Genomic DNA, 12,673 nt, shown 5'->3' with positions numbered 1-12,673 from the left:
ATGTATGAAATGTATAAAAAGGAGATTGATAAAAATGGCTCAACAAACATTCAAAGTAACTGCAGATTCTGGAATTCACGCACGTCCTGCAACAGTTCTTGTACAAACTGCTAGTAAATATGATGCTGATATCAACTTAGAATATAATGGTAAAACAGTGAACCTGAAATCTATTATGGGTGTAATGTCTCTAGGAATTGCGAAAGGTGCTACAATCACTATCTCTGCTTCTGGTTCTGATGAAAATGATGCACTTGCTGCACTTAAAGACACAATGAAAAGTGAAGGCCTAGGCGAGTAATGCAACAACTGAAAGGAATCGGTGCTTCAGCAGGCGTTGCGATTGCAAAAGCATATCGTCTGGAAGAACCAGATTTAACAGTTCACCAAAAAGACATCAACGATCCAGAGACAGAAGTGAAGCGTTTTGAAGAAGCAATTCATGTTTCTAAACAAGAACTTGAAGCAATTAAAGAACATGCGCTAAAAGAGCTTGGCCAAGACAAAGCAGATATCTTTTCTGCACACCTTCTTGTGTTAAGTGATCCAGAGCTGCTCAACCCAGTAAAGGATAAAATCACATCGGATAAAGTAAATGCTGAATTTGCTTTAAAAGAAACAGCAACAATGTTTGTTACAATGTTTGAAGCAATGGACAATGAATACATGAAAGAACGTGCAGCGGATATTCGCGACGTTACAAAACGTGTCACTGGTCATTTGCTAGGCGTTGACATTCCAAACCCAAGTATGATTTCTGAAGAAGTCATTATCATTGCTGAAGATTTAACACCTTCTGATACAGCTCAGCTGAACAGACAATTCGTCAAAGGTTTTGCGACAGATATCGGCGGTCGTACTTCTCACTCAGCGATTATGGCAAGATCAATGGAGATTCCAGCTGTTGTTGGAACAAAAGAAGCAACAAAAACAGTGAAAAACAATGATCTAATCATTGTGGATGGTATTAGCGGAGACGTCATCATTCAGCCTTCTGAAGATGAAGTGAAAGCGTATCAAAAAAAGCATGAAGACTACTTAGCTCAAAAAGCGGAATGGGCGAAACTTGTTGACCAACCAACGGTCACAAAAGACGGCGTTCACGTAGAGTTAGCTGCGAATATTGGAACACCTGAAGATGTGAAAGGTGTACTTGAAAATGGCGGCGAAGCAGTTGGATTGTACCGTACAGAATTTTTATACATGGGCAGAGATCAGCTCCCAACAGAAGAAGAGCAGTTCGATGCGTATAAAACCGTTTTAGAGAAGATGGAAGGCAAGGCTGTGGTTGTCCGCACACTAGATATTGGTGGCGATAAAGAACTTCCTTACTTGCAGCTTCCAAAAGAAATGAACCCGTTCCTTGGCTATAGAGCGATCCGCCTTTGCCTTGAAGAGCAGGAGATTTTCAGAACACAGCTACGCGCGTTACTTCGTGCAAGTACATATGGAAACTTGAAAATCATGTTCCCTATGATCGCGACGTTATCAGAATTTAGAGAAGCAAAAGCTATTTTACTTGAAGAAAAAGAAGCATTGGTTGCTGCTGGTACAGAAGTATCTGATTCCATTGAAATCGGAATGATGGTAGAAATTCCATCAACAGCTGTTATCGCAGATCAATTTGCAAAAGAAGTAGATTTCTTCAGTATTGGAACAAATGATTTGATTCAATACACAATGGCTGCTGATCGAATGAACGAACGAGTGTCTTATCTTTACCAGCCATACAATCCAGCTATTTTACGCCTCATAACGCTTGTGATTGAAGCAGCGCATAAAGAAGGTAAATGGGTTGGCATGTGCGGTGAGATGGCAGGAGATGAAATCGCAATCCCGCTCCTACTTGGATTAGGATTAGATGAATTTTCAATGAGCGCAACATCGATTCTTCCAGCAAGAACGCAGTTAAGCAAGCTTTCTAAGGAAGAAGCTGCATCATTTAAAGAGCATATCTTATCACTGAGCACAACTGAAGAAGTGGTTGATTTCGTGAAAAAAACGTTTCAACATAACTAGGTGATGTAAACCAGACAGGTCAAACTGTCTGGTTTTTTTGTCGAATTTTATCATAATCAGTCATATCGCTTGCAGAGAAGGGCATCCTAAAATAAAAAAATGGAGGTGACCAGTTTGTCTTTCTCTAACTATAAGCCAGGTGATCAAGTATATGTCATTTATCGAAATCCACATGCAGCCAATGTCGCACAAATTAAAGAAGCGGAAATCGTTTCACACCCTTATAATGAGCAAGAGCTTGCGCTATTTCTACTTGAAACATATCACCCATTAGCCCCTGATGATGCCGTATTTCCAACATACGAAGAAGCAGAAGCCCTTTATCAAGATCTGTTTGAATAAGGGAGATTTTAGAAAGGATAGAAGCCATCCTGAGAGGTTAAAGTAACGATATGAACCTATAAGGTAAGGATGTGCTAATTATGATCAAACCGTTCGTTCCCCAGCTTGTGTATATTGAACCTCGGGCGCTAGAGTACCCATTAGGACAAGAGCTGAAAGAAAAGTTTGAAGGCATGGGAATTGAAATTAGAGAAACAACCTCACACAACCAAGTGAGAAATATTCCGGGGAAAAATGATTTGCAAAAGTACCGTAATGCAAAGTCGACGCTCGTTATCGGTGTGAGAAAAACTTTAAAATTTGATACATCTAAACCATCTGCAGAGTATGCCATTCCGTTTGCGACAGGATGCATGGGGCATTGCCATTATTGCTACCTGCAAACGACTATGGGGAGTAAGCCGTACATTCGCACATATGTCAATGTAGAAGAGATATTAGATCAGGCTGAACAGTACATGAACGAGCGTGCGCCTGATATCACGCGATTTGAAGCCTCGTGTACATCTGATATCGTCGGAATTGACCATTTGACTCACACACTCAAACGAGCGATTGAATACTTTGGTCAAACCGATCTTGGCAAACTACGCTTTGTTACGAAATTTCATCATGTAGACCATTTGTTAGATGCAAAACACAATGGACGAACAAGATTCCGCTTTAGTATCAATGCCGATTATGTCATTAAATATTTCGAACCTGGAACATCACCACTCGATCAGCGGATTGAAGCGGCTGTAAAGGTAGCGAAAGCAGGCTATCCACTTGGCTTTATTATTGCCCCTATTTACATTCATGAAGGGTGGCAAGAGGGCTATAAAGTCCTATTTGAAAAACTCGATGCAGCTCTTCCTGAAGAAGTGAGACAAGATATCACCTTTGAAATGATTCAGCACCGTTTTACAAAACCGGCGAAGCGTGTCATCCAAAAAAACTATCCAAAAACAAAACTAGAACTAGATGAAGAAAAGAGAAGATATAAGTGGGGTAGATACGGAATTGGAAAATATATCTATCAAAAAGATGAAGAACAAGAACTTAGACAGACATTAGAATCATATATCGAACAGTACTTTCCGTCTGCAAAAATTGAATATTTTACTTAAAACAAGTCATTATGGCTTGTTTTTTCTATTTAAATTTTCTTACAACTATTGAATGCGGTACCAATTTTGCCGATATACACATTAAGATGCGAAAGTAGGATGTAGGGGTGATGAGATGTTTAAGAAACTTCAAGTGAGAATAGCTGTTTTCATCTCAGTTATTTTAATTTTAACCGTTGTCGCAGTTCAAGTGGGTTCCAATTTAGTATTAAGACCACTGATTGAACGAGATGCGAAAACAACGACAGCAGCAACGGCAGAAAGCATGAGAGACATCATAGCACTAAAGCTTGAGAATTACGGTGATACGATTAACAAATTGGCAACAAGTACACTTACTGAAGATTTTGCACAGAAACAAACAAAACAGACATTGGCATTTGAAAACGATGAATTAAAAGGATTGCAGGAGCAGGATGAACTCATCTCGCTTGCCTATATAGGAACAAGTGATGGTAAAATGTTCGCTTTCCCGGAGTCCGATTTTGGTGAAGGGTATGATCCGTCTAAACGAGACTGGTATATTCAAGCGGCTGAAAAGCCTGACGAAGTCCTATGGACAGATCCGTACATTGATAAAGCAACAAATGAAATGGTCGTTTCAGCCACGAAGGCGATCGTACGAAACGGGAAAGTAGTCGGTGTCGCTGGACTTGACTTGAAACTGGCTTCCATTCAGTCCTTTATAAATGAACAAAAGATTCCTTATATGGGGACGGCGTTCTTAGTTGATGGTACAGGGACTATTTTGGCACATCCAACAGAGCAAGGAAAAAATATCTCAAAAGTTGCTTCTGTGAAAACAGCGATCGACAATTCTGGTATTGATGATGACAAACAGTTGACTGTCATCTCCAAAATTAAAGCAGCTAACTGGACAATAGGTGTTAGCTTCGAGAAAAAGAAACTTCTTTGGATCACTGAACAAATGAATCAGACAAGTATCATCATATCTGTCATTGCCATTATACTTGCCATGATTCTAAGCTACTTATTGGCTAGAAGCATTACAACACCAATTAAACGCCTCATCGAGCATGTTCGTAAAGTGTCTGAAGGCGATTTAACCAGCTCGCTTGAGTCGAAGTCTCAGGATGAGATAGGTTTCCTCACGAAAAGCTTTAATCAAATGACTGAAGGCATCAGGGATTTAATTGAAAAAGTGAAAGAGTCTTCAGATCAGGTTGTGAAATCAACGGATGAAGTGACACAAATTTCAAACGAGACCTTGCTATCTAGTGAACAGATTGCAACGGCTATTCAAGAGGTCGCTGTAGGAGCGACGAAACAAGCATCAGAAGCGGAAACCATTAATGAAAAATCAGAGCATTTGTATGAAAAAGTTCGTCATATGGGTGAGCTTGCCACGCAAATGCAAACCAACTCAAAATCATCGGAAGATGCAAGCTATAGAGGACTTGATGCTCTTGGTCTGCTCGTCCAAAAATCAACACAAGCGAATGAAGAATCGAAGAAGGTAGAGCAAATGCTGCTTGACCTTGAGCATAAAACGAAAAATATTGAAAACGTCGTAACAGCGATCTCTGAAATCTCAGATCAAACGAATTTACTCGCACTGAATGCAAGTATTGAAGCAGCGAGAGCAGGAGAAAGCGGAAGAGGATTTGCTGTTGTTGCAGAAGAAGTCAGAAAGCTGGCTGAACAATCTGCAGAATCAACGAAACATATTAGTGAAACCGTAAAACTCATTCAAGATGAATCGAAAAAGGCAGCTGAAGCGATGACAGCAGCAAGCAAAATGAATGAAGAACAAGGTGATGCCATCAATTCAACAGGAGAGGCACTCAGCAGTATCACAATGGAAATGCAGGCACTTGTCGGCTCCATTGACAGCATTCATACACAAATCAATGAAATGACTGAAGAACAACAGAAAATGAATGATTCCATTCAAAGTATAGCGGCCATTTCACAAGAATCCGCCGCTTCAGCTGAGGAAGTACATGCTTCCACAGACGAACAAGTACAAGCTTTAGAAAGAACGAAAACTTCAACAGAAATGTTGAACGAATCAAGTCAGGCACTGCGTCAGGCAGTCAATCGGTTTAAACTATAATCTTGCAGAAAAGAACCTTGCCATGTGAGCAAGGTTCTTTTTGTATGATAAAATATGAACAGAGGAGGGTGCCAACATGCATGTTAATCTATCTGGAAAAAAAGCATTGGTCGCTGCAAGCAGTCAAGGTATCGGTAAAGCCATTGCCTTTCATCTTGCAAAAGAGGGAGCAGATGTGATGCTCTCGGGAAGACATGAGCACACGCTGCAAGAAGCGGTCAAAGAATTCTCCCCGCTTGTAAAAGGGAAGCTGACTTATCAAGTATGTGATGTATCTGACGCCGAGCAAATTAAAGCGCTTGTCGTCGCAGCAGCAGGTGATGAAAAACGCCTTGATATACTAGTGAACAATACAGGCGGTCCTCAAACAGGAACACTTGAAACCTTAACGGATGAAGATTGGATGGAATCATTTCAGCTTCATTTACTCAGCTATATTCGGTTATTAAAAGAAGCCTTGCCGTATTTAAAAAAACAAGGTGCACGAGTGTTGAATATTGCATCTATGTCGGTCAAAGAACCGATCCCAGGCTTGATGCTGTCGAATACATTTAGACCGGCCATTACCGGCTGGACAAAAACAGCTGCCCAGGAGCTTGCCAAAGATGGTATTTTGATCAATACCTTAGCCCCGGGGAAAATTGAGACAGAGCGTGTGAAACAGTTGGACAAACACCGTGCACAAGAGGAGCAACAATCGGTTGAAGAGATCAAAGCACAAGCTGAACGTATGATTCCGCTGGGCCGTTACGGACAGCCAGAGGAATTTGCAGCATATGCGGCTTTTCTTTTATCTGAAGCCAATACATATATGACAGGTCAAACCCTCATCATTGATGGTGGATTGACGAAGTCTCTATAAGGAGGAATTCTTGATGGCACAAATCAAAACAGTTGGTTTTATTGGAATCGGTGTAATGGGACGTAGTATGGCAGGGCATTTAATGAATGCTGGCTACGAAGTTCTCGTTTATACAAGAACAAAAGCAAAGGCAGACACATTGGTTCAAAAAGGTGCTCTTTGGAAATCGACCGTAAAGGAGATCGCAAAGGAGGCAGATGCCGTCATCACAATGGTCGGGTATCCATCAGATGTAGAAGAAGTCTATTTAGGAGAAGATGGACTCGTGGCACATGCTGCACCTGGTACATACCTCATTGATATGACCACATCGAAACCTCAGCTGGCAAAAGAAATTGAAGCGAAAGCGAAGGAAAAAGGACTATTTGCATTAGATGCGCCGGTCTCTGGCGGAGACGTTGGAGCCCAAAACGGCACGCTGGCCATTATGATTGGCGGAGAAAAAGCAGCCTATGAAGCGTGCCTGCCGCTATTTCAGCAAATGGGAGAAAATATTCAATATCAAGGACCTGCAGGAAGTGGTCAGCATACAAAAATGTGTAACCAAATTGCTATCGCAGCAGGGATGGTAGGTGTGGCTGAGGCAATGGCCTATGCTGAAAAATCAGGACTTGATCCAGAGCAGGTACTTAAAAGCATTACAACAGGAGCAGCCGGCAGCTGGTCTTTGTCAAACCTTGCACCAAGAATGCTGAAAGGTGATTTCGAGCCAGGATTTTATGTGAAGCATTTTATCAAGGATATGGGCATTGCACTTGAAGAAGCAGAGCTGATGGGAGAAGAGATGCCAGGCCTTTCACTAGCGAAGTCATTATATGAAAAACTCAGCGAACAGGGCGAAGAAAACAGCGGAACACAAAGCATCTATAAATTATGGGTGAAATAAAAAAACTGCCCCGCCTAGGTGGAACAGTTTGTAGCGTGTAAACAAGCCCTCACATGGCTAAAAAAAGAAGACAAACTAAAAACCTGTCCCAAATAGAGACAGGTTTTTTTGATCTTATTTTCCGATGAATTGCTGCGTCCAGTAGTTACCAGATTTCACATAACCTACACCGATATGTGTATAGTTTTTGTTTAAAATGTTCGCTCTGTGACCTTCACTGTTCATCCAAGCTGTTACTACTTCTTGAGGTGATCTTTGACCTTGCGCAATGTTTTCACCTGCTGTTTTGTACGTGATACCAAATTGCTTCATTTGATCAAATGGAGATCCGTAAGTTGGGCTTGTATGAGAGAAATAGTTTTTATCTTTCATATCTTGTGATTTAGCGCGAGCAGATTTGCTTAATTTAGAATCAACAGAAAGAGCTTTTAAGCCTTGTTTTGCACGCTCTTTATTTGTCAGCTCAACCACTTCTTGTTCAAATGCATTTAAGCTGCTGTCTGCTTTTGTTGCAGTTGTGTCTTTTTGATCAGATTTTGAGCTGTTGTTCGTTGTGTTTTCTTTTGCTGGTGTGCTTGGTTTAGAAGCAGCTGGTTTTTTCACTGATTCTTGTTTTTGCTCATTTTTTGCTTTGTTTACTTCTTTCACCACTTTTGTTCCAGTAACAGGTTGACCACTTTTGATCAGCTTGTTTAATAGAGCTTCGATCTCTTTTTGATTTGAAGTGCTTAGCTTGTTTACATCTGAAGAGATATGTAATTTTGCAGCTAATGTATGAAGATCAATGGCTTGATGCTGTACGTTTATGACTTGTTTCAGGTTAAGCTCTTTCGCATCAGCTGAATGCCCTCCAGTGAACGTGATCAATGCAGCAGCTGTCAGCGCTGAAAAAATGAATGATTTCTTTTTCATTTTGTAACTCCTCCTAAAATCTTTGTTTTGTTTTCTCACAGAAAATCATAACATGGACTTTTTGTTATAAACGTACCAGCATCCTCCATTGACAACGCCCATTTGTCATTTTTGTTAAAGTCATAGAAAGAATCTCCTCATATCAATGAATGGAGAATCTTTCTATTTAAAGAAAACGACATAAACATACCAATATTTTAAAGTGTTAGTATATTTTTTTGCAGAATAGGGATTGACAGCTTTTTTTCACTTGTTTCGCTGTAACAACTATTACAAAAGTGTTACAATAATGAGTGGTAATTGTAAAAGATTGAAAGGATGAGAGGAGCTACATAAGTGGGAGAGAAACAGCATCAAGGTGCTGCCGAGCAGAAAAAAATGAAGCGCCGGAACGCCTGGAGAATTAATCTCTTTTTCTTCGCTGTATTTAGTTTATTTGCTGGACTTGTCATCAAGCTCGGTGTGCTGCAAATCGTCAATGGTGAGGATTATAAAAAGCAAGCCAACCGAACTGAGGTCAAAACAGCATCATACCCGTCTCCAAGAGGAAAAATGTATGACGCGAGAGGAAGAGTCGTTGTTGATAACGAAAGTGTACCTGCCATCGTTTATACATCAGAAAGCGGTGTGAAAGCGGAGGATAAGATTAAAGTAGCAAGAAAACTTGCGACTTATATAAAAATGGATACAGATTTTTTGAGAGAGCGTGACATTCGAGATTTTTGGCTGGCAAGCCATCCGAAAGAAGCGGATAAGCTCATTTCAAAAGCAGAGCAAAAGAATCTTAAAGCAAAAGATGTCTATCCTCTTCAAGTAGAGCGTGTGCCTAAGAAAGAAATCAAGGCGATCGAAAAAGATGCAGAGGAAAAAGCAGTTGCAGCGATCTATCGCAGGTTTACAGGCGGATATGCCTTTGAACCTCAAATCGTGAAAGCAATGGACCCGAACGAAGAGAAAAAAGGGGACGAAAAAGTTGCGTTGCTTGATGAAACAAAAGAATCAAAACAGACATCATCCGTAAGTTTGACATACGAAGAGATCTCACTAGTATCAGAGCATCTTGATGAACTGCCTGGTGTAAATGTCATCAATGACTGGACAAGGAAATATCCGTATGAAAAAACCCTTTATAATGTTCTTGGCGGTGTCACCACCCCAGAGCAAGGCATTATAAAAGAGCGTGAAGATTACTATATGGCAAGAGGTTACTCGAGAAATGACCGAGTAGGAAAAAGTTATTTAGAATATCAATATGAGGATTTTCTCAATCCAGAAAAAGCAACTGTTCAATATACACAGGTCGGCGGAAAACTGCTTGATGAAATCAAGCGGACAGAAGGACGAAGAGGACTTGACCTTGCACTCACATTTGATATGGAGCTGCAAAAGGAAGTCGACAAAATCGTTGAATCAGAGCTAAGATCCGCTAGTGCAAGAAACTATATGATGGACCGTGCCTTTGTTGTGATGATGGACCCTAACACAGGTGATGTTCTCGCGATGTCAGGGAAGAAAATGGACGGAAGAGACGTCACAGATTATGCGATCGGAACATTTACGACACAGTATGAAATGGGCTCTGTTGTCAAAGGAGCTACTGTCCTCTCTGGTTATCAAGATGGCATGTCACACAACCAATCCTATATGGATACACCGCTGTATTTTGCGGGAAGTGGAGGAAAGCCGAAACAGTCTTACAAAGTTCTTGGATGGGTTAACGACCTTCAGGCACTCCAAAAGAGTTCCAACGTTTACATGTTCCAAGTAGCGATGAGAATGGCAGGGATCACCTATCAAAAGGATGGCCCGTTACCAGCAAGACCTGAACACTTACAAAAAATGAGAAACTACTATGCTCAATTCGGTCTTGGCGTAAAAACAGGCATCGATTTGCCGCAGGAATCAAGCGGAATGCAGACGCATCCTAAGACAGTCGGCGGACTCTTACTTGATGAAGCGATTGGCCAGTATGACACGTATACACCACTTCAAGTCGCACAATACATGTCGACCATCGCAAATGGAGGTAACCGTATTCAGCCAAGAGTGGTGAAAAGTGTTCACTTCCCAACGAATAAGGAAGAAGTAGGTCCTGTTGTGAAGAAATATGAGCCGAAGGTGCTGAACACCATTAACAACTCGAAAGCAGATATCGACCGCGTCAAAATGGGACTAAAAATGGTCACATCAACAGGCGGGACTGCCGCTGGCCGGTTCGGTCAGCATGATGTCGCAGGGAAAACGGGTACAGCCCAAACCTTCTACTATGGTGCCAACCGGAGCTGGTGGGGGAATGCCACGTACAATTTAACCTTTGGAGGATATTATCCTTCTTCCAATCCGAAAGTGGCATTTAGTGTCGTCACACCGTATGTATCAGATAAAGATCCTGTCATTAAAACCATTCCAAGTAAAATTGTTGATAAGTACGTTGAATTACAAAAGAAATATGAAAAGCAATAAACAGCAGGGAGCACAGCAAGAGAAAGTGCTCCCTTTTTGCTGAAAATATGGACGTTTCACACGAGATTGGGAGGAAAATACGGTTTTTCTAGCGAATCCTTTTTATACATCAAACTAAGGACAACCCTAAAAAAATTAAAGGAGGGTCGGACGACGATGGAACAAAAAATGAAAGATTCGAATCAGCTGTACTCGAATATTGATTTACATGCCGTTCTTTCTTCTAATGGCCGCTTTCTCTACATTTCTTCCAATTGTAAGCAGCTTTTGCTCTATGAACAAAAGGATTTACTAGGGTGTTTTTTGAAAGACTTTGTTCATACCGAAGATCAATTTCTCGTCGAAAGTTATTTCTATAATCAGCACATGCTAGAGATTTGCCACTTTAGACTGCTTAGAAGTGATCTTACAGCTGTATGGGTAGAAGCAAGCATTGATTTTGTTGCTTGTGATGGGTTAGACAACGATTTAAGTAGAGAAATGATCCTGAAAATGAGGGTAATGAATACAGAGCCTCAAAAAGCAGCATTTCAACCAACAGAAGTGTCAGAACAGTCGTTAGGCAGTCTACCGGCTTTCCAAGATGTCAGTGAAGCTGAAAATCTGATTGCCATGCTGCCAAATCCGTTATGTATTACGGCGCTTGGAAAAATTGTGTATGCCAACGATGCGATGCTGCAATTAATGGGTGTATGTACAAAAGATGAAATGATCGGCAAGTCTGCGTTTGATTTTATTGCCGAGGAGTATCATGACATTGTGAGAAGCCGAATCAAAAGACTGCAGCAAGGCCTTCCAGTCGGAATGATTGAACAAATATGGAAAAGGAAAGACGGGAGTACAATTCACATTGAAGTGAAGTCATCTCCGGCAATTTATCAAAATCAACGGGCAGAACTTTTACTATTAGTGGACATCTCTTCCCGTAAAAAATTTCAAACCGTTCTTCAGAAAAGCAGAGAGCGGTATCAGCTGCTTATCCAAAATTCGATTGATACGATTGCCGTCATCCACGATCATAAATGGGTATTTATGAATGAATCAGGTATTAAATTATTTGAAGCAGAACATTACGATAAATTAATCGGAAAAGATATCTTTCATCAAATCCATTCATGTGATCAGCAAAAAGTCAAAAAGAGCTTATCACGTATTATCGAAAGAGCATCAGATTCTGAGATTGTGACGATGAGCTGCCATACGTTTAAACACCGGTTGATTTATACAGAAATGGTTTGTATTCCAACTACATTTTTTGGTGAAACAGCCGTTCAAATTATTTTAAGAGATATATCTGAACGAAAACAGACAGAGGAACTCATGCTGCGCTCTGAAAAATTATCAATCGCAGGTCAATTGGCAGCAGGCATTGCACATGAAATAAGGAATCCACTGACGGCGATTAAGGGCTTTTTACAGCTCATTAAACCAAAAACAAAAGACCGTGATCAATATTTTGAAATTGTCTTCTCTGAGCTGAGCCGGATTGAAATCATCTTAAGTGAGCTACTAATGCTTGCGAAGCCGCAGCAAACGGCATCCATGCAGACGCTTGATTTGAAAAAAATCATTAGCGAAGTCACCGCTCTGTTAGAGACACAGGCCAACTTAAATGGAATTTTGATGAACACAAGTGATATCGAGGAGGATCTTCTGATGAATGGGGATCAAAACCAGCTGAAGCAAGTGTTTATCAATTTAATCAAAAATGCCGTCGAATCCATGCCGGACGGAGGGAAGGTAGACATTACCGCCAAAGCCGAAAAAGAAGGAATACTTGTCACGATTAGAGATGAAGGAATTGGTATTCCTGAATCGGTCATGAAGCGGATCGGTGAACCTTTTTTAACAACAAAAGAAAAGGGAACAGGACTTGGGCTCATGGTGACATTTAATATTTTAGAAAATCACAACGGAACCATCCGGGTAGATAGCGACCCAGAGAAAGGGACTGTGTTTCACATCATGTTTCCCGCAAAATAAAAAACAACGGCAAGAGAGCC

General features: G+C 40.9%; 10 protein-coding genes. 9 read left to right on the top strand and 1 reads right to left on the bottom strand.

Annotation, left to right across the window (positions count from 1 at the left end):
- Positions 1 to 34: 34 nt before the first annotated feature.
- The 7 genes from ASG46_RS13605 (at position 35) to ASG46_RS13575 (ending at position 7,295) form a co-directional block, all read left to right on the top strand.
- Entirely contained in the window at positions 35 to 301 is a 267-nt protein-coding gene (locus tag ASG46_RS13605; RefSeq protein WP_003211078.1) for a phosphocarrier protein HPr, read from the top strand.
- On the top strand, positions 301 to 2,019 hold the full coding sequence (gene ptsP, locus ASG46_RS13600; RefSeq protein ID WP_008348058.1) for a phosphoenolpyruvate--protein phosphotransferase: 1,719 nt from the start codon (positions 301 to 303) through the stop codon (positions 2,017 to 2,019). Before ASG46_RS13605 ends, ptsP begins: the two co-directional genes overlap by 1 nt.
- Before the next feature lie 114 nt (positions 2,020 to 2,133).
- Positions 2,134 to 2,361: a transcriptional regulator SplA domain-containing protein gene (locus ASG46_RS13595; RefSeq protein ID WP_008361179.1), complete on the top strand. Its 228-nt coding sequence runs from the start codon at positions 2,134 to 2,136 to the stop codon at positions 2,359 to 2,361.
- 80 nt (positions 2,362 to 2,441) lie between these two features.
- A complete protein-coding gene (gene splB, locus ASG46_RS13590) occupies positions 2,442 to 3,470 on the top strand; it encodes a spore photoproduct lyase (protein ID WP_007498710.1) in 1,029 nt (342 codons plus the stop codon).
- A 115-nt stretch (positions 3,471 to 3,585) separates the two neighbouring features.
- Positions 3,586 to 5,547, top strand: coding sequence for a methyl-accepting chemotaxis protein (locus ASG46_RS13585; RefSeq protein WP_056704839.1), 1,962 nt, complete (start codon positions 3,586 to 3,588; stop codon positions 5,545 to 5,547).
- A gap of 76 nt (positions 5,548 to 5,623) precedes the next feature.
- Positions 5,624 to 6,409, top strand: a complete 786-nt coding sequence (locus tag ASG46_RS13580) for an SDR family oxidoreductase (RefSeq protein ID WP_056704837.1) — start codon at positions 5,624 to 5,626, stop codon at positions 6,407 to 6,409.
- A 13-nt stretch (positions 6,410 to 6,422) separates the two neighbouring features.
- Positions 6,423 to 7,295, top strand: a complete 873-nt coding sequence (locus ASG46_RS13575) for an NAD(P)-dependent oxidoreductase (RefSeq protein WP_056704834.1) — start codon at positions 6,423 to 6,425, stop codon at positions 7,293 to 7,295.
- 114 nt (positions 7,296 to 7,409) lie between these two features.
- Here ASG46_RS13575 and ASG46_RS13570 read toward each other — a convergent pair whose 3' ends face one another.
- Entirely contained in the window at positions 7,410 to 8,207 is a 798-nt protein-coding gene (locus ASG46_RS13570) for a CAP domain-containing protein (RefSeq protein ID WP_007498701.1), read from the bottom strand.
- 336 nt (positions 8,208 to 8,543) lie between these two features.
- Here ASG46_RS13570 and ASG46_RS13565 point away from each other — a divergent pair, with 336 nt between their 5' ends.
- Both ASG46_RS13565 and ASG46_RS13560 read left to right on the top strand, forming a co-directional pair.
- Complete coding sequence (locus ASG46_RS13565; RefSeq protein ID WP_045035143.1) at positions 8,544 to 10,670, top strand: peptidoglycan D,D-transpeptidase FtsI family protein; 2,127 nt, start codon at positions 8,544 to 8,546, stop codon at positions 10,668 to 10,670.
- Between the two features lie 156 nt (positions 10,671 to 10,826).
- Entirely contained in the window at positions 10,827 to 12,653 is a 1,827-nt protein-coding gene (locus ASG46_RS13560; protein ID WP_056704832.1) for a PAS domain-containing sensor histidine kinase, read from the top strand.
- Positions 12,654 to 12,673: the final 20 nt, after the last annotated feature.

Origin of the sequence: Bacillus sp. Leaf49, assembly GCF_001426125.1 — a bacterium.
Classification (GTDB): domain Bacteria; phylum Bacillota; class Bacilli; order Bacillales; family Bacillaceae; genus Bacillus; species Bacillus altitudinis.
The sequence above is the reverse complement of the archived record's forward strand: the minus strand, read 5'-3'. Positions and strand labels throughout refer to the sequence as shown.

Excerpts from the sequence above, each read along its gene's own strand:
- ASG46_RS13560 (WP_056704832.1), top strand. The coding sequence starts at position 10,827 with ATGGAACAAAAAATGAAAGATTCGAATCAGCTGTACTCGAATATTGAT.
- ASG46_RS13585 (WP_056704839.1), top strand. The coding sequence starts at position 3,586 with ATGTTTAAGAAACTTCAAGTGAGAATAGCTGTTTTCATCTCAGTTATT.
- splB (WP_007498710.1), top strand. The coding sequence starts at position 2,442 with ATGATCAAACCGTTCGTTCCCCAGCTTGTGTATATTGAACCTCGGGCG.
- ASG46_RS13575 (WP_056704834.1), top strand. The coding sequence starts at position 6,423 with ATGGCACAAATCAAAACAGTTGGTTTTATTGGAATCGGTGTAATGGGA.
- ASG46_RS13605 (WP_003211078.1), top strand. The coding sequence starts at position 35 with ATGGCTCAACAAACATTCAAAGTAACTGCAGATTCTGGAATTCACGCA.
- ASG46_RS13580 (WP_056704837.1), top strand. The coding sequence starts at position 5,624 with ATGCATGTTAATCTATCTGGAAAAAAAGCATTGGTCGCTGCAAGCAGT.
- ptsP (WP_008348058.1), top strand. The coding sequence starts at position 301 with ATGCAACAACTGAAAGGAATCGGTGCTTCAGCAGGCGTTGCGATTGCA.
- ASG46_RS13570 (WP_007498701.1), bottom strand. The coding sequence starts at position 8,207 with ATGAAAAAGAAATCATTCATTTTTTCAGCGCTGACAGCTGCTGCATTG.